11 protein-coding genes are annotated in these 17293 nt (G+C 53.1%); 7 read left to right on the forward strand and 4 right to left on the reverse strand.

The features are described from left to right. Positions 1-51: 51 nt before the first annotated feature. Positions 52-222 (forward strand): hypothetical protein, encoded by a 171-nt coding sequence (locus AC6I7T_RS27880; RefSeq protein ID WP_497791094.1) that lies wholly within the window; start codon positions 52-54, stop codon positions 220-222. 972 nt (positions 223-1194) lie between these two features. Here AC6I7T_RS27880 and AC6I7T_RS27885 read toward each other — a convergent pair. Both AC6I7T_RS27885 and AC6I7T_RS27890 read right to left on the reverse strand, forming a co-directional pair. Beyond that, positions 1195-3474, reverse strand: coding sequence for an amylo-alpha-1,6-glucosidase (locus tag AC6I7T_RS27885; RefSeq protein WP_497791095.1), 2280 nt, complete (start codon positions 3472-3474; stop codon positions 1195-1197). Continuing rightward, the gene (locus tag AC6I7T_RS27890) at positions 3471-4541 is read right to left on the reverse strand and encodes a glycosyltransferase family 4 protein (protein ID WP_497791096.1); all 1071 of its coding nucleotides are present in this window, start codon (positions 4539-4541) and stop codon (positions 3471-3473) included. The genes AC6I7T_RS27885 and AC6I7T_RS27890 overlap by 4 nt, the downstream gene beginning before the upstream one ends. A 733-nt stretch (positions 4542-5274) precedes the next feature. Between AC6I7T_RS27890 and AC6I7T_RS27895 the strand changes: the two genes are divergently transcribed. The 3 genes from AC6I7T_RS27895 (at position 5275) to AC6I7T_RS27905 (ending at position 10232) form a co-directional block, all read left to right on the forward strand. Next, a complete protein-coding gene (locus tag AC6I7T_RS27895; protein WP_497791097.1) occupies positions 5275-6999 on the forward strand; it encodes a methyl-accepting chemotaxis protein in 1725 nt (574 codons plus the stop codon). A 296-nt stretch (positions 7000-7295) separates the two neighbouring features. After that, entirely contained in the window at positions 7296-7865 is a 570-nt protein-coding gene (locus tag AC6I7T_RS27900) for an isochorismatase family protein (RefSeq protein WP_497791098.1), read from the forward strand. 573 nt (positions 7866-8438) lie between these two features. Then, positions 8439-10232 (forward strand): amidase, encoded by a 1794-nt coding sequence (locus AC6I7T_RS27905; RefSeq protein ID WP_497791099.1) that lies wholly within the window; start codon positions 8439-8441, stop codon positions 10230-10232. Positions 10233-10515: 283 nt separating this feature from the next. Here the strand turns inward: AC6I7T_RS27905 and AC6I7T_RS27910 are convergent, their stop codons facing one another. Next, positions 10516-11349: a TlpA family protein disulfide reductase gene (locus AC6I7T_RS27910; protein ID WP_497791100.1), complete on the reverse strand. Its 834-nt coding sequence runs from the start codon at positions 11347-11349 to the stop codon at positions 10516-10518. A 511-nt stretch (positions 11350-11860) separates the two neighbouring features. On the opposite strand from AC6I7T_RS27910, the gene AC6I7T_RS27915 reads away from it, so the two are divergent. From AC6I7T_RS27915 to AC6I7T_RS27925, 3 genes are all read left to right on the forward strand, one after another. Next, positions 11861-12502: an IS630 family transposase gene (locus tag AC6I7T_RS27915; RefSeq protein WP_497788089.1), complete on the forward strand. Its 642-nt coding sequence runs from the start codon at positions 11861-11863 to the stop codon at positions 12500-12502. Positions 12503-12807: 305 nt separating this feature from the next. Next, positions 12808-13557 (forward strand): subclass B2 metallo-beta-lactamase, encoded by a 750-nt coding sequence (gene bla / locus AC6I7T_RS27920; RefSeq protein WP_497791101.1) that lies wholly within the window; start codon positions 12808-12810, stop codon positions 13555-13557. Positions 13558-14725: 1168 nt separating this feature from the next. Beyond that, positions 14726-15373 carry a hypothetical protein gene (locus AC6I7T_RS27925; RefSeq protein WP_497791102.1) on the forward strand — a complete coding sequence of 216 codons (648 nt, stop codon included), beginning with the start codon at positions 14726-14728 and terminating at the stop codon, positions 15371-15373. A gap of 279 nt (positions 15374-15652) precedes the next feature. On the opposite strand, the gene AC6I7T_RS27930 is transcribed toward AC6I7T_RS27925, so the two are convergent. Continuing rightward, a complete protein-coding gene (locus tag AC6I7T_RS27930) occupies positions 15653-16906 on the reverse strand; it encodes a phthiocerol/phthiodiolone dimycocerosyl transferase family protein (protein ID WP_497791103.1) in 1254 nt (417 codons plus the stop codon). Between the last annotated feature and the right edge of the window lie 387 nt (positions 16907-17293).

Raw genomic sequence — 17293 nt, forward strand, 5'->3', positions numbered from 1 at the left:
TCGCCCGCCAATTCCCGTACGACCGCTCTTATGTAAAATAGAAGTGTCCCCATGCGCCTCTTAATCTGGTTTTCCCGAGCCTTTATCGACGCCTTCGGAATTACCCACCCTGCACCGGAGCAGGAACGTAAGGTCGCCATCTTCATTACCTCTCTGCTGGGCTTCTTCGTGTTGGTTATCCTGAGCATCATGATTGCCATGTTTACTTATTCGCACCATTAGAGCATTTTTCGCAAAGAAGTAGACCAAGTCACAAAAGTTTATGCGGCTTTCCGCTAAAGAAAGCCGCTCTTCGCTGTCGTCAGCAAGTCTATACATATGCGAAAAATGCTCTAGTGAGCCTTTCCCTAAAAGCTGCAGATCGAAGCAATAGCAGTTGGTACGGCTTCCAATCCCGTAGGGATGCTACGAGAGTAGCCCCGGGTGAAGCGAAGCGAAACCCGGGGTAACATACAAGATAGATATTGCCCGCCCCGGTAGGCGGCGGGACGAATGCTTGCTCAATCCGTGAAGTAAGATTCGTTCCGCCCCATACGGGGCGGAGATTTTTTGGGGGGTAAGCTATCCCGCGCTCCCGTCCGCAAATCGGCCGCTGGAGTTTCTACATTCTCCGAGCTGGAATTGCAGGAAATCTTTGAACATAACAGAGTCCCAAAGGCGAAGTGGCTTTGGTCGTGTGTCAGGGATGGCCTTCAGGCCATCCGAAAGCTGTCTTCCTAAGAGTGGCTTAACATTCTCGGTAACAAATTCTGCAGGAAATTGAGCAGGCCGAATAGTTGCACGGTACTGCTTGAGAGGATCTTCGCGTGGAAGCAATGACCAAAACACTCAAACTGGTAGAGCCCTAATGCTTTTGTTCTTCCCGCTGCATGTGTTACCGAAAATGTTTCTTCTCTCTTAACGGAGACTGTTTGCGGATGGCCTGAAGGCCATCCCTGACACACAGCCTGACCAATGGTTGCAACGACCGAAATTGCTGTTATGTTTTGTTGTCCTTTATTGGTATCCTTCACAAGAAATGTGGAAACTCCAGCGTCCGCAAAGCGGACTTCGCACGGAGCTATTGTCGTGGCATCCCTACCGGGACGTCCCTTGCGTGACGTTGGCAAACTCTCATGATCTATCAAAGCCCCGATTGTTGCACAGATATTCTCTGATATCTATTTCTGCAATCATGCTCTAAAACGACTGCCTCTACATGTGTTTGAACGCGATCTTTACCTCGATTGGTTTCCCTTCCATATCGATCACGTTGCAGAAGGTGCGATTGCGGTGCCGCAGAAACTCCAGGCTGACCGTGCTCTCTCCGATGCGGAGGTTTCTCAGCACGAGTCGGTTCAGGGATTCGGGCAGCAGCGGATTCACAATTCCAAGCTGATGATTCGGAGCATCCGGGCGTAATCCCAGCAGCCCGGTCAGCATCAGCAGGAAGGTCCCTGAAGCCCAGGCCTGCGGCGAACACGACACGGGATAATGCACCGGCTCGTCATGCTCCTTGCGCTGCACTCCGCAGAAGAGCTCCGGCAGGCGATAGTCGCGGAAGTGCAATGCGGCGTGAAAGAGATTGTCGAAGATCCGCGAAGCGTCGCGCTGGAAGCCATACAGCGACATTCCATAAGCGATCAGTGAATTGTCATGCGGCCAGACCGAGCCGCGATGATAGCTGAGCGGGTTATATCCTCGTTCCAGGCAGGAGAGCGTGCGAATGCCCCAACCCGAATAGAGGCCATCGTCCATCAGATGTTTGACAACGTGATATGCCCGCTCCGAAGAGATAGCTTGAGAGAAGAGTAGATGTCCTGGGTTTGACCCGAATACATCCAACGGCTGCTTGTTCCGGTCCAGGCCCATGGCGAAGTAGTTCATGTCGGAGCGCCAGAATTGGCGGTCAAGCGCCTCGGCTATGCCTGTCGCCTGATGGCGCAACTCTTCGCCTTCCTCCTTTTGCCCCAATGCGTCGCATAGTTTGGCGAAGCTACGGAGGGCATGAATCACATAGCCCTGGACCTCGACCAAAGCTATTGGAGGCTGGGCGATGGCGCCATCCGAGAAGATATTTGCATCTCCGGAATCCTTCCAGCCTTGATTAAAGAGTCCCTTCGGACTCTTGCGCTCGAATTCGATGAGGGAGTCTCCGTCGCGGTCGCCGTAGTTGCGGATCCAATCGAGCGCCTTATGCGCAGCCGGTAACATCTCGCTTACAAATTCTAGGTCGCCCGTCCAATCGTACTGATGCCCAAGAAGGCTCAGAAAGAGCGGGGTCGAGTCGACAGAGCCGTAGTTGAGTCCGAAGGCTACCTCACCCGTTTCCGTCATTTCTCCAGTGCGCACTTCGTGAACAATTTTTCCCGGTTCTTCGTCACGATCCGAATCGAATTGCCGGCCTTGATATTTGGCAAGAACCCGCAGCGTATCCTGCGCCAGGGAGGGATTCAGCATCAGCGCCTGCAAGGAAGCCAGTATCGAGTCGCGTCCAAAGATAGTGGCAAACCACGGAATTCCGGCGGAGACGATGTGGTGGTTCTCGTCGGGAATCTGCAGAGCGTAGAAGTCATTGATCGAAGTCAGGAGCATCCGGTCGAAGAATTCGTCGTCGGACTCAAAGCGGGTGCATTTCTCGAACCATCGATGGTACTCTTCGCGTTTCTCGCGTTCGCATCGGCTGATCTCCTCTATGCCGGTTGCCGCCGGGTGTCTTGGTCCCTTGTAATCGTTGGCCGAGAGATCGACCTGCACGCTCCCTTGCTTCTCCTGGTAATGAGGCAGTATGGAGGTTATGATTCGCGACTGCTCTCCTGGTTGGAGTTGTACTTCCCAGGAAGCGGTGCCTTCATGAACCTCTTTGGCAGGTGTGTGGAAGCGGATCTCCGTCGAACGCAGACGGTTGTCGAGACCTTCGTAGACAAAGAGCAGCCGCTCAGAGCTGTGCAGCGGGCAATAGTAGTGTCCGCTCTTGCCGCGCAGGAGTCCGCGAACCTGGAAGATGTCCATGAAGTCCGCGTTATAGGTGATTTCAACCGTCATCCACGTCGTAGAGTGGTGGAAGCTCTGGAAGCACAGGGTGTCATACAGAATTCCTTCGTTCAGAAGCTGCTCACGATGGATATGGACCGTATGTAGCGGGAAGTCGAGATCGGTCCCCGTGTTCTTGCCTCGAGCCGTCAGCTCGACCTTGGTCCGGAAAGATCTTTCGGTGGTCGACGAGAGGACGGTTGGCGGATTTCCATTAATGGTGAGTTGCAACTGGCTTAGAAAGCGTGTGTCGTGGTGAAAGAATCCTATGTGCGGAGCCCCGGGAGGCATAAGATCGCCTGCCAGGTTCGTCACCAGAAAGGATTTACCCTCAATCAGTGCCAGCTTGTCGGCACTGGAAAGATAGGGTTCCCGATAGATGGTGGTTGGTTCTATGGGAGCCTGCGTACGTTCTAACCCGGTAATTTCTATATTCTCGGAAAAGTTCGTGGAAGAGCTCATGCCGCTCGTAGCTCCACATTTTCTGCGACTTTCGGTTCTGGGTTCTCACCCTCGCCTGTTAGTTCACGGTAGAGTGCGATGTATTTTCTGGTCATCGCGTCTACTGAAAAACTTTGTTCGACGTAATGATGCAGCCAGCGAGGATCAAACTTCTTGAGATTCTTCGCCTTGGTGACGAGCTCCTCGAGATTGAGGGCTATTTCTCCTGAGAGACCGGGACGCACTACCTCCGGCACTGCTCCTCCAGAAAGTGCCAGCACCGGGGTGCCGCAAGCCATTGCTTCAATCATCACCAGGCCGAAGGGTTCATCCCAGAGAATCGGAAAGAGCATGGCCTTGGCATTGCCAAGTAGCTGATTTTTGGCCTCCAGATCAGCTTCGCCAACGTATTCAATGAACTTACCATCGATATGCGGCTTCACCTTGGTTTCAAAGTAATCGCGGAAGACAGGCTGAATTTCTCCTGCCATCTTGAGCGGAATACCACTGCGTTTGGCAACTTCAATGGCAAGGTGCGCTCCTTTTATCGGAGCAAACCTTCCCAGAAAACAGAAGTAGTCCTGCTTCTTTGTTTGCACTCGATACTTCGAAACATCCAGTCCGTGATGAATGGTACGAATCAGGGGAAGCCGTTCTCCTTCCGCCTGGAAACGGCTGATAGCCACGTATTGAATCCCGGGGAAGTGGCGATAGAAGTCGCTTATTTCCGGTAGGTTGGGATGATGGAGTGTGCAAACGAAGTGTGCATGGCTCTTTCGCGAGAAGGCCACTCCCATAGTGCTGTTGACGTGGATGAGATCGCAGCTTCGCTCGGCATCGGCAATGGCCCAAGAAGAGTGGTTCAGGTCTCTCAACTGTCCGGAGGTAGCGTTTTGAATGGGCCACTCTCCGGTGGGGTAGAGCCAGCGATTTTCGACGTTGATCTTCGATTCACCGTTGGAATAGAGTACGACGTCGATACCTTGCTTCCGAAGGCCTTCCGCTAAATGAGCCAAGAACAGTTCCGTGCCACCGTATCTTGGAGGCGGCACAGGAATAAAGGGCGGGGCTACCAAAGCAACTCGCATAGAACCTCCAGCAGGCGCATGCCTCATACGGAAATACTTCATCCATCCAGAAAGAGCGTTACTTATGATCGTATGACCGGAGGCGCAAGATATTTGAAGCTCCTGGTCATCAAGGGCAGAAGTCAATGAGTCCTATGTGATCTTTAGGAGAGCTCTTCCTTACTTGCAAGAAGATGCAGCTACATCGAAGATGGTTTACCTCTTGGGCATGTTATCAATCCCTTGTAGCTGTGCTGCTCTGCAAAATAAGTTCCTGGAATGAGTTGCTATCTGGAGAAAGAAAAAGTGAGAGCAGGCTGGTTAAGGTGGCCTTCTCCCCCGTTTGCTCCGTTCTGGCCAGTACGGAGAGGAGAGATTCAGAGACCTACGTTTTCTTCGAGAGTGGAGTAGCGTGATCGCTGGTTTGCCGGTTGGCCCAGGCTGCTGCTGCGTCGGCAGCAGACAACGTGACGGCGAGCACAGCTGTTTTGTATTGCCGCCCCTATTCTCTATAGAAATTCACCCCAGTACCGATGAACCTATCACGTGAAGTCGTGATCGGGCCTCTCCCTCAAAAGTGTCATGGACGTTACCTTCAAGTCATCTTCCAGCCATTACCTACCGGGACAATCGAAGCTACATCTATAGAGATCAGCTAGAGTTACCCATTTTGTTTATTTTTACTAAAGGCTCTTCCCTTGTTATATCAAGACGATATAAGGCTATGAAAGATTCCCGCATAGGGAGACCTTATATGATGTTTTTCCTCCGTAATCTGCCCATTGCTCGAAAGATGGTAGTTTCTTTCGGCATCGTCTGTCTGCTCTGCATCGGGTACGGCACGATCAATCTTTTTTCGATGTCGACGCTGCATGACTCGACTTCGCAAATCAGCAAAAAGTGGCTGACCGGGGTACAGGTACTGGGTGAGATCCGCTTTGAATTCTCCCAGATCCGAAGAGCGGAAATCGGCGTTCTGCTGTGCGAGGATGATGCCTGCACCGAAAAGTATAAGAAGCAGAAGAGCGACTACATCGAGAGACTGGCGACCGAAGAGCGGCAGTATGAAGCTCTGATTGCAAGCCCGGAAGAGCGTTCCCGCTTCGAAAAGATGAAGAGTGCCCAGGCCGAATACCTGCCTCTCTGCGAACAGGTCATTGCCCTGGTTGGACAAGGGCAGAAAGATCAGGCGCGCCAGCTGCTTCTGGGCAATGGCCGCGTTGTATATGAGAAGTTGGCGGCGATTGTTCAGGAGGGAATCGACCTGAATAACCAAGGCTCGGCCTTGGCCACCAACCAGGCTGACGACACCTTCTCCTCCATGCGCCTGCTCTCGTTCGGTGTGATGGCTGTCGTGGTTCTCCTTAGTATCTGCAATGGCTGGTTGATGACCCGGGTGATCGGACATCCTCTGCGTCTGGCGTCGGCATTGCTGGGTAAGGTTGCGGCGAAGGATCTGACCCAGACTCTCGATCTCGACTCAAAGGACGAGATTGGAGAAATGGTTCGCTCCCTGAACAGTATGGTTCATTCCATGCGCGAGATTGTCGGCTCCATCATGCAGAGTTCCGAGATACTGGCGACGACCAGCAGCGAAATCTCAGAACAGTCCGAGCAGTCGGCAGAAAATATGCGTGAGCAGTCACAGCTGGTAGAAGCTACGGCAGCAGCAGCGCAGGAGATGAGTGCCACTATCTCCGAAATCTCGCAGCATAGCGAGCATGCCGTTATGGTCAGCCGCGACTCTGCCAGGGCTGCAACCAGCGGCGGCCATGTAATGGACAATACCAGCTCGGCGATGAAGAACATCTCCTCTTCGACCGGAGAGATGACGGCGAGTATGGGCTCTCTCGTAAAGCGTTCGGAAGAGATTGGAAAGGTCGTTACCGTAATTCGCGAGATCTCCGAGCAGACAAATCTGTTGGCTCTGAATGCCGCGATTGAGGCGGCCCGGGCCGGGCAGCATGGACGCGGTTTTGCCGTCGTCAGCGAAGAAGTCCGTCGTCTGGCTGAGCGTACAAAGTCGGCAACCGAAGAGATTGCGGCAATGGTTCAGGCTATCCAATCCGAAACCTCCGGAGTGATGACTGTAATGGAACTCGGCAATAAAGGCGTCTCCGATGGCTTGAAGCATGTCGATGATACCCAGGTTGCGTTGAACTCCATTATCGATATGTCACAGAAGACGGAAGAAATGATTGCCATGATTGCGACTGCGGCAACGGAGCAGGCCAGTGCCAGTGAACAGATCAGCAGTCATATCAGTACGGTTGCAAATCTAACGCAGAAGACCACCTTGGCCATTGAGAAGGAATCGGAGTCCTGCAAGAATCTGGCTTCTTTGGCTACAAATCTGCAAAGTGTTGTTCGTCAGTTCCGCCTGGCAGAGGGAGAAGTAAGAACTGACTCTCCTCGTCTGTCGGTAAGGGCGGCAGGTGCCTCCTCGGCGCGTAATCACATGCTCGCAAAAAGGGCATGAAAGGAGGAATGGGGTTCGGGGGGAGTAGTCCCGGGCCCACTCTGAAAGTGTGTTGTCGCGTAGTGTTATCTCCCAATAGGGCCAGGGCTTCAGGTTTCAATCCCGGAGAGCTCCCACCCCAAAGATCAAACCAGGTCTTTGGGTTCTCCCGGACCTGAGGCTCTTGCTCTTTCATTCCCTCTGAACGTTGAAATCCTGCTGGCTCATTCTGTCCGGTTTTCGGCTTCTGCCTGTCTATCGTCGAGTGGAAGAAATGCCTACCATCATTTTCATACTAAGTTCATGGGAGGCATGAAGTGCCCACTACAGCAGATACCGCGTTAATTGTTATCGATGTACAGGAATCTTTTCGTCACCGCTCGTATTGGAATGATTGCGATGTCCCGCAATTTCTCAAGAATCTACAAAAGCTGATCGATGGAGCCAAGGCCCAAGGCATACCGGTTGTTCAGGTCTTTCACGTAGATCCGGAAGGGGTATTCTCCTTGGCCTCGGGTTATGTGAAAACCCTCTCCGGTCTGGCGTTTTCTCCCGATGCTATCTTTCATAAGCGTTGCCATAGTGCGCTGGTCGGCAGCGGACTCGATGTCTGGCTTGTGCAGCAAGGTATCCGCCGAGTGATCGTCTCGGGACTCCGTACGGAACAGTGTTGCGAAACTACAACTCGCCATGCTTCGGATAGCGGCTATCAGGTCGACTATGTAACGGAGGCGACCTTGACCTTTCCCATGATCGATCGTCACGGTAGAGAATGGAGTCCCGAAGAGATCAAGGCAAGAACGGAACTGGTTCTGGATGGACGCTTTGCCAGAATTGTAACTGTCGAGGAAGCATTAGCAGGAAGCAACGTAGAAGTGGTCGCCTAAGCCGCAATCGGGGGTGCCCCATCTTCACGGACGCGAAGCGGGATAAGGTAGGGAACTCAGAGATCTCTATATGGGTAACCTGACATATCTCCGGAAGCTAGTTTTGCCCGATTGCCGATACTTACGCATTCTCTCGTTCCCTTAGCTGAGTGTGTTACAGCAAAGCATCCTGGAGGGATGCTACGACAGTAGCCCCGGGTGTAGCGTAGCGAAACCCGGGGAAACCGATACCAACGCGATCTCCGCCCCGGATGGGGCGGAACGAATCTCACTTCTCTTGATTGGACAAGATTTCGTGCCGCCACCTTCCGGGGCGGGCAATGTTTTATTTGTACGTGACCCCGGGTTTCGCTACGCTACACCCGGGGCTATTGTATTGGCATCCCTCCAGGATGCCTTTTGCGTAACGGCTGCAACTTCCATGATCTATCGAAGCCTTGCTTGTTTCAGATTCGGCAACTCCAGGACGGCGTTACACGCCGTTGCGAAGATGCGGCGCCTCTTGACGATAGTTCCGTTTGGCGGGAATTGTTAGTCCTTTACAACTCTCCTTGAATCGGATATTCACTGCCTATGGCGAGATCGCGTAGGCAGTTCCTCAAGCATTCCTCTCTTGGGTTATTGGGTGCGGCAGTTGGATGCCGCTCGAAGAATCCCTCCGGTGAATCTCCTGCCGGGACACCTCCTGCCTTCGGCACGGCTCCAGCTGTAGGCCCTGAAGTCTCGGCTGCAACCTTTGCCGAGGCCGAGAAGCTGGTCAACATACAACTAAGTGATAGCGAACGCGCCGAAGCAGCAGGGAATTGGCGTAACTCGATGGCCCCTCTTTATGAGCGCCGGGTCGGTCCGCGTAAGGTAGCCCTGGAAGAGAATCTGGCTCCCTGGTCGCGTTGGTATGCTGTCGCTCCCGGTACGCAACCCTTGCCTGCACAAGAGCATTTTGTACGCAGTAATGCTGATCCAGGCCCACTTCCGTCCAAGGACGAGGATATCGCCTATGCTCCAGTGTCAAAGCTCTCTCATTGGATTCAGAGCCGCAAGCTGACCTCGGAGCGGCTGACAAACATCTATCTCGACCGCTTGGCGCGTTTCGATTCCAAGCTCCATTGCGTCATCACGCTTACTCGCGACTCCGCTCTGGCTCAGGCAAGGAAGGCCGATCAGGAGATTGCCGCCGGTAAGTATCGCGGCCCGTTGCACGGCATTCCCTGGGGGGCAAAAGATCTCGTTGACACCGCCGGTATTCCGACGACCTATGGAGCTGAACCCTTTCGCAATCGCATTCCTTCCACCAACGCAGCTGTTGTGCAGCGATTGAACGATGCCGGAGCGGTATTAGTTGCAAAGTTAAGTCTGGGATCGCTGGCCTTGAACGATGTCTGGTTCGGTGGTCAGACGATGAATCCCTGGCTCCCGGAAGAGGGCTCGTCGGGATCGAGTGCCGGGCCGGGCGCGGCGACGGCAGCCGGATTGGTTGGCTTTTCTATTGGCAGTGAGACGGAAGGAAGCATCGTCAGTCCGAGCATGCGTTGCGGCATTACGGGCTTGCGTCCAACCTTCGGACGTGTGCCCAGAACCGGTGCCATGACGCTTTGCTGGTCGCTCGACAAACTGGGTCCGATGACGCGTAGCGTAGAAGACGCTCTGCTCGTCCTGCATGCTATCTCCGGTCCCGATCCGGGCGATCTCTCCAGCGTTCCAAGTAAGCTGGACTTCGATGCAAATGCGGGGGTGAAAGGGCTGCGCGTCGGATACTTCCCGCAGTGGATGAATGAGAGTCCGGCAACGGATGTCGATCGGGAAGCTTTTGAGACGGTAAAGAAGTTAGGCATGATTCCGGTTGAGGTTGCTCTTCCGGATTGGCCTTACGGTTCGTTGAATGTGATTCTCTTCTCGGAGGCGGCAGCAGCTTTTGAGGAGCTCACGCTCAGCCACAAAGATCGCGAGCTGAAGATGCAGGTTCCGGATGCCTGGCCGAACAGCTTCCGTCAAGCCCGTTTTCTGTCAGCCGTCGATTTTGTGCAGACAGATCGCTTCCGCCGCAAAGTTGCTAATGAGATGAGCCGCATCATGTCGCAGGTCGATCTGTTGCTCGTGCCGTCGTTGCGCGATGAGATGTTGACGATTACAAACTTCACAGGCCATCCTTCGCTGACTCTGCGTGCTGGATTTGTCGAGGTAACGAAGGCTCGCAGCGATTGGGCTCCAGATCCGAATCGTCCGCTGCCGGTATTTTCGACTCCAAGAAAAGTGCCTCACGGAGTTACATTAATCGGCAGACTCTTTGACGAAGGGACAATTGGAAGGGTAGGGCTTGCTCTGGAGCGAAGCCTCAATGTCGCCGACAAGAGACCGCCAGGATTTTAGCGCTGCTGGAGCATCTTAATGTACCGCCGGTCTCCAGGCCGGCTGTCGTGTGGGCGTCCTCGCCCACACAGGTGATGCAGCGTTGGAACTTGAAATTGCGTATTGATATCCGGCTTCCCAGGTGGAGGGCCTGGAGACCCTCCACGACAGCCGGCCTGGAGTCCGGCGGTACCAAACCGAGGGTGGCGGTTTCTAACCGCACTAATTTTTTCTTCAGTAGAAACTCGAGAGACCCGTCCCTACGGGACGAGTCTCCCTAATTGCTTATGCTTGCTTATTGGTTCTACTGGCCGGCTTTGACTGCTTCCAGACGGTCGAGCATTTCCTTCTCGAACTCGGCATCGTTTTTCCCGTCGTATCCAAGCTGTTCCCATCGGGAGACGCCGTGTGGATCGATAATCCAGTTTTGTGGAATGCCTTGTTGCGTTGCTTCCATAGAAGAGGCCGGCAGGATCGGGAAGGTAAAGCCCTTCTTCTTTATGAAGGGAGCGACTAAGCCCAGATCGTTGTCAACGTTGAAGCTGAGGATCTGGATATCGGAGCGGTCCTTGATCTGCTCATAGAACTTTTGCAGCCTGGGCAGCTCCGATTGGCAGGGACCGCACCAAGTGGCCCACACATTGATCAGGAGAACCTTTCCTTCCAGCTCTTTCAGCTTCCAGGTCTTTCCTGAAAGGTCCGAGATTTCGAAGGAGGGAATTCCTTTCTTGGGTTTCTCCCAGCGCCCTTCCTGCGCTGCCTTTACATCGACGGGAGCTGGTTTACTCCAAGCGTTCCAGGCTGTCTCTGTTCCACCCTGTGCCGTCCAGAGAGCATGCGCCTCGTCGGTGAGATTGTCTTTCAATCTGCCTTGCCATGCCTTCGGTGGTTCGATTCTGGTTTGCAGCGCCAGTTGGTAGTAAGCGAGAGCATCGACGGTATGCTTTTGGAGCGCTTCAAAGCGTGCACGATTGAGCCAGTAATCCGACTGTAACTTCTTATCTTCGGGTAGAGGTCTTTCAACGGCTGCTTTTAACTGCAAGGCTTCCTGTGGGAGCCCGGCTTGCGCGTAGGCTTGTAGTAATGAGCCGTTTATCTCTTGGTCCTGGCGGGTCTGCCACTCTTTACGCTTTTTCAAGCCCTCTTCGGTTACAGTGTCATCATCCTTGTCTCTGGCTCTTTCTGCTTCTATCTGTGTCTTTGCCTGCTTGAGCAGGTCGATGGCGAGCGTTGGCTGCCATCCCCTGTCGATAAGGAAATTAGCTGCGTAGGGGAAGCTAGAGCATTTTTCGAATTAGTGTAGACTGAGCATGGCGAAACTCAGCGACAAGCAAAGCAATGGCGAAAGCCTACGAAGATGATCTGCGACGTAAGTTCCTAGCAGCCTATGATGATGGGAATGGGACGCTGGAGGAATTGGCAGAGCTATTTGGAGTAAGTGTAGGTTGGGCGAAGAAGGTTTCCAGCCAGCGGAAGCATAGTGGTCAAGCCGAGCGAGTTGTTCATCGTCCCGGGAGAAAACCACACGTCGGAGCCAAAGAGCAAAAGCAGGTAATAGCGTGGGTGGAAGCGGAGCCGGATTTAACGTTGGCTGAAGTGCAAGCAAAGTTGCACAATGAAGCAAGCGTGGAACTGAGCTTGGGGCGGATTTGGTTTCTACTTCGGAAACTGGGTTTACGGCTGAAAAAAAGTCGCTCTATGCCAGTGAACGCGATACCGAAGCGAACCGCCAGCGACGCCAAGAATTTGTCGCCAAGATCCAGGCGACAAGTCTGGAACGGCTGATCTTCCTTGACGAGAGTGGTGTGACAACTTCGATGACGAGGCGTTATGCCCGTTGCCTCGGAGGCACTCGTATACACGAATCTACTCCTGGAGGACAATGGAAAATCATGACCATCCTGGGAGCAATGAGTTTTCGTGGCATGGTAGCAACGATGACCATCGAAGCCGCTACCGATGCGGAGATATTCCTAGCCTATGTCGAACACATACTCTGTCCGGCACTGACAGCTGGCGATGTGGTGGTAATGGACAACTTGAGTTCCCATAAGGTCAACGGCGTACGGAGGCTGATCGAGGCCGCTGGAGCAGAATTGCTATACCTGCCGCCTTACTCGCCCGATCTGAATCCGATCGAAAAGGCTTGGGCTAAGCTCAAACAACTGCTTCGGGCTGCCAAAGCTAGAACCAGAGAATCCCTTGAGCAAGCTATAGCCGACGCTCTCAAGCTTATTTCCCCTGATAATGCTCAGGCTTGGTTCCGTCTCTGTATAAATGGTCTACACTAATTCGAAAAATGCTCTAGACCCATAGCTACCCGGACCCGAATAGTCTTTGACTGTCGGAAGAGACTGGGAAATACTCTTGGCGCTCTTCTTTCTTTCCCTACAAAGTTGATACGAATTGTACCTCGATTCTTCAGTTTTCTTCCGTCCCTTGCCGTAAGAAGTGTATTATCCCTAGATGTATAGGTAACAAGGGAGAATGTTAAAGACATCACTTGGCAGTTAGATCTGTGTTCTTATCTCCATTTGTTCGCTTATTCGGTTTGTATCCGAATCTGAAATGGGTTAGCCCTTATTGGGAGCTTTGAGTGAAACGACCTCTTGTTGTGTTTGCCATGTTAGTCGCTCTGCTTGCGCCTTTGTATTCGCTGGCCGAGCCTGTTCTTAAATTCATTCCGCTTAAGGGGAATGTCTATCTGGTGGAGGAGTCCTTCTACGGTAAGGAGAACTCTGTCGTTTACATTGGCCGTGACCACGTTACCGTGGTAGGGGCGACTATGACGCCGCAGACTGCCGAGATGCTTGCCGCAGAAATTCGTAAGGTGACACAGTTGCCGATTACCGAGGTGATCGATACGAACCACGATCCCGACCGCTTTGGCGGCAATGCATATTTTAAGAAGATCGGTGCCAAGATCGTCTCCACCACGATGACCCGCGATCTACTGCAAAAGGAAGGCGAAGCCCTGATCAAACAGACTCAGGCGTTCTTCCCCAATTATCCGAATGTCCCTATCGTGCTGCCGGATACGACCTATCCGGCTAGTTTCGATTTGCAGAATGGTGCTGTTCGCGCTCTCTATCTGGGGCCGTCGCATAAGCCTGACGACATCTTTGTCTGGTTTCCGAAGGAGCAGGTACTCTATGGCGGTTGTGTCCTGAAGCCTCAGCTTGGCAATATGGATGGAGCCGATCTTGTCGAATATGCCAAGACACTTCAGAAGCTGAAGGATATGCACCTGCCGATCGACATCGTCGTAGCAGGGCATTACTCCTCGCTGCACAAGGCCGACTTGATCGACCGCTATATGGAAATGCTGGCACAGTACAAGAAGTAACAGTGTTTTAGTTCTTCCTGCATAACTCGGTTTTCCCCGGGGAATCGAGTTATGCTCAGCCGGTCAGGACGTCCACGATCGTTGCGGCCATTGGTCAGGCTTTGTGTCAGGGCTGGACTTCAGTCCAGCCGCGGAAATTCTCTTAATAATGGATAGACATTCTCGGTAACGAATGCAGCGGGAAATTGAGCATGCCGAATAGTTGCAAGATACTGTTTGAGAGGATCTTCCCTCGTGGAAGTAATGACCAAAACGCTCAAACTGGTATAGCTTTAATGCCATTGTTCTTCCCGTTGCATATGTTACCGAAAATGTTTCTTCTCTCTTAACGAAGACTGTTTTCGGATGGCCTGAAGGCCATCCCTGACACAAAGCCTGACCAATGGTGGCAACGACCGAAATTGCTGTTATGTTTCGTTGTTTTATTGATATCCCTTGCGAGAAATGTAGAAAGTCCAGGGGCTGGACTTCAGTCCAGCCGCGAGGTCTTGCCGGAAGGGATTTAGACATTCTCGGTAACCTAGGCGAATCGGACAGCTACGGCTTTGGAGTTTAAGGACAGGGCTTGGAGTTCCAATTTATGATTAGTGCTTCAAACTACTTGTCCTGTCATATAGAAATTCTTTTTGACCGCTCCTCTTGATCCATAAAGCAAGTTAACTCCAGGCCATTGTTCTTAACTCCTACTCTTGTTACCGAGAATGCTTCCTCTCTCTCAAAGAAGACTTTTTTCGGCTGGACTGAAGTCCAGCCCTAATAAGAAACATCAAAATCCGACCTCCCGTTTCATTTATCGCGGGTCGGCTACCCCGGTGCAGGACTGACACAGGACAAAAGCCAGTTTGCCTTTGAGATTCTGATTGTGTACACGGATTTTCGGCTATCCTCGGCTCAGCAAATATAGAAACGCGATCGGCGACTAAAGCCCATGCCCTGACACAAGGCCTGACGAATGATTGGAACTCTCGAAATTGCTGTTATATTTTGCTCTTCTCTATGGTTCCCCTTTGCAAAATATGTAGAAACCTCAGCCCCCTAAGGCGGAGAGAGCACGAACCCAGGACTTCGCCCATTGCCCATCATGCTCTATATTGGACGGTAGAGAGCCGTATTCCGGTTGTGACTGCATTAGCAGCGCCTATTCCGTTTGCAAGGGGACGAAAATCTAGTGGAAGTTCATCTGCCTCACAAACCTATCGATAGTTGGCGAGAGTTTTTTGTTCATCTGTTTACCATCACCGTCGGTCTGCTGATTGCTTTAGGGCTTGAAGGGTCGGTGGAGTGGCTGCACCATCGGCATCTGGTCCACGAGGCTCGTGCGAACATCCGGCAGGAGCTTACCGAGAACCAGAGCCTGGTCCAGAAGAATATGAAGTACATCCGGGAGGACGAGGAGCGGATGAAGCACAATCTGGAGCTGATGTCCCAGATTCGCGATACCCACAAGGCTCCTGCGAGTACGACCTTGTCTTATTCGATGAGCTGGTCGGGATTTAACGATTCTGCCTGGCATTCGGCTCGGGATACCGGAGCCCTTGGCTTTATGGAGTACAAGGAGGTTCAGCGCCTCTCCGACGCTTATAGCGAGCAAGATGTGGTCGATAGCGTGGCTGTGAGCCTCTTTCACGATCAGTCGAAGGCAATCTCTCCGATATTTATCTATGGGGAGAAGGCGCCTCCGGATAAGTTGAAGCCGGAGGAGCTGAACATAGTCTTGCAACGGTCGGCGGATCTCCTGATGGGCCTGAAGGAACTGGAACAGGTGTTATCGCAACTGAACGACGACTACACCAAGACCCTTAAAGAAGAGATGTAGTTTCCAAAATGCCTTCCGTAGTGAGGCCCCCTAATCAGCTTGTTTTGTACCGCCGGCGTCCTCGCCGGCTGTCGTGGAGGGTCTCCAGGCCCTCCACCTGGGAAGCCGGATATCAATACGCAATTTCAAGTTCCAACGCTGCATCGCCTGTGTGGGCGAGGACGCCCACACGACAGCCGGTCCTCCACCCCAGCACGCGAAAACCGCGCGTGCCGGGGACCCCGGCCTGGAGTCCGGCGGTACTCCATCCGCGGCGATGCTCCGCGCTGGGGCGAAGTACTAGCATGCTGCGTGAAGGATGACCTGAATGGTTTCGAGGAAGGCGGTTATGGGTGTGCAGCTTGTGTGCAGTAACCCGAGAGACCCATTCACCGTTGCCACTCCGATTGTCTGATGGCCGTCTATCCCGGTCAGAACCCCAGGCCCCCAGAGTTCTTCGATCATGAATTGGCCAAAGCGGCTCTCGGGAATTTTGCCCAGGTTTGTGATCATGATTTCGGAAGCGAATATGTTCGTCACGAATTCAATGGCAGTATCTGTGTCGCCATCCTCGCCGAAGAATTGCTTCACAGCTTCCAGCGTTTGCCTCATTGCCTGAGGCGTTTGTGTGGGGGCTACCGCCGCTTTTGCCTCTTTGGCCAGCTTCCAGAAGTTCTGCGTGGAGGTGGGTTGCATCGCAGCCGTCCCGCCACTGACCAATAGAGAGATGTCTTCAAGGGAAAGATCCAGAGCCCTTCTGGAATCCACCGGCGTGAGGATGCGTATCGGGCGATCTCTCCAGTTACCGGCCTGCCATGCAGCCAGGCTGGCAGCAGCCATCAATGCGCCGTGGACCGTCGTTCCCTCCTCGCGGCAACGCCGGTAGAGACGCGCTGTCAGCTCCGGAGTGAATTGGAGACGGCGTATCGAGGGCGTTAGCTTTGCGGTGTCCCGTAGAGGAGATGGCGGTCCTGCCGGTTCCGGCAGCGGTGCCTGTTCTTCCGTGGTGGGCGAAAGTACTGTGGTCAGCAACTTCTCCAGTGACGGAAGCGGCGAGAGTGGGCTGAAGGATTCGCCCGCGAGGCTGCGGACGATATCGCGGATCGCGAAGGTTAACGACATTCCATCGGCAATCGAGTGATGCGCCGTGAGCAACAATACCGATTGCTCCGGCTGGTACAGAAGAACAGCTCGCAGCAGCGGTGCTTCCGCAGCAGGGAATGGCGTGGCGATTTCTCTTTCCATCTCTGCCATCCACTGCGTCTGATCGCCAGGGATAACACGCAGGGGAATGTGTGCGCTTTCGTTCCGATAGAATTGTGGGCGGTTGTCCTCATCGACATCGATAAAGACAGAAGCGTTGGAGTGGCGCTTTTGAAGCGCACGAAGAGCCATGTGCCAGTCGGCAATCGTTGTGTGTCCTGTGATCTTCGCCGCTACTACAAAATGTACCGGAGTGTGTTGTTCATAGAGCCAGAAGAACTCTTCCATTGCACCCAGAGGGCGAACGGCGGTCGCGAGATTTGGGGAAGCAAGCGTGTAAGTATTCATCATGATCAAAAGTGGGGATGTCCTTTGTCTTTGTCTTCAATATGGATATGTTGAGGTCGCGCGCCTTCATCTCTAGAAACACCTCGAGGCATCGATCTATTCCCACATTGGAGCATTTTCGCTTTCACCGTAGACTAGGAACAAATGACCGCGTGGCCGTTCCGTTAAAGAACGGCCACACTGCACTGAATTTCGCTGGACCATACCAAAAGCGAAAATGCTTTAATGCGATTGCAGGGCTTTTGCTCTCTTCGCGAGAAGCGCGTTAGCGCAAATTTCTGAATCCTGACAACTTGGGGCTTCATCTTATATCGAGAATTCTCGATATATCGAGACGCTCGGGCCAAGGTCCGAGGGAGCGAGGTGCGCCATTCAAACAGCAGCTACAGA

The organism is Humiphilus diazotrophicus (assembly GCF_059726315.1).

Excerpts from the sequence above, each read along its gene's own strand:
- AC6I7T_RS27880 (WP_497791094.1), top strand. The coding sequence starts at position 52 with ATGCGCCTCTTAATCTGGTTTTCCCGAGCCTTTATCGACGCCTTCGGA.
- AC6I7T_RS27885 (WP_497791095.1), bottom strand. The coding sequence starts at position 3,474 with ATGAGCTCTTCCACGAACTTTTCCGAGAATATAGAAATTACCGGGTTA.
- AC6I7T_RS27890 (WP_497791096.1), bottom strand. The coding sequence starts at position 4,541 with ATGCGAGTTGCTTTGGTAGCCCCGCCCTTTATTCCTGTGCCGCCTCCA.
- AC6I7T_RS27895 (WP_497791097.1), top strand. The coding sequence starts at position 5,275 with ATGATGTTTTTCCTCCGTAATCTGCCCATTGCTCGAAAGATGGTAGTT.
- AC6I7T_RS27905 (WP_497791099.1), top strand. The coding sequence starts at position 8,439 with ATGGCGAGATCGCGTAGGCAGTTCCTCAAGCATTCCTCTCTTGGGTTA.
- AC6I7T_RS27930 (WP_497791103.1), bottom strand. The coding sequence starts at position 16,906 with ATGATGAATACTTACACGCTTGCTTCCCCAAATCTCGCGACCGCCGTT.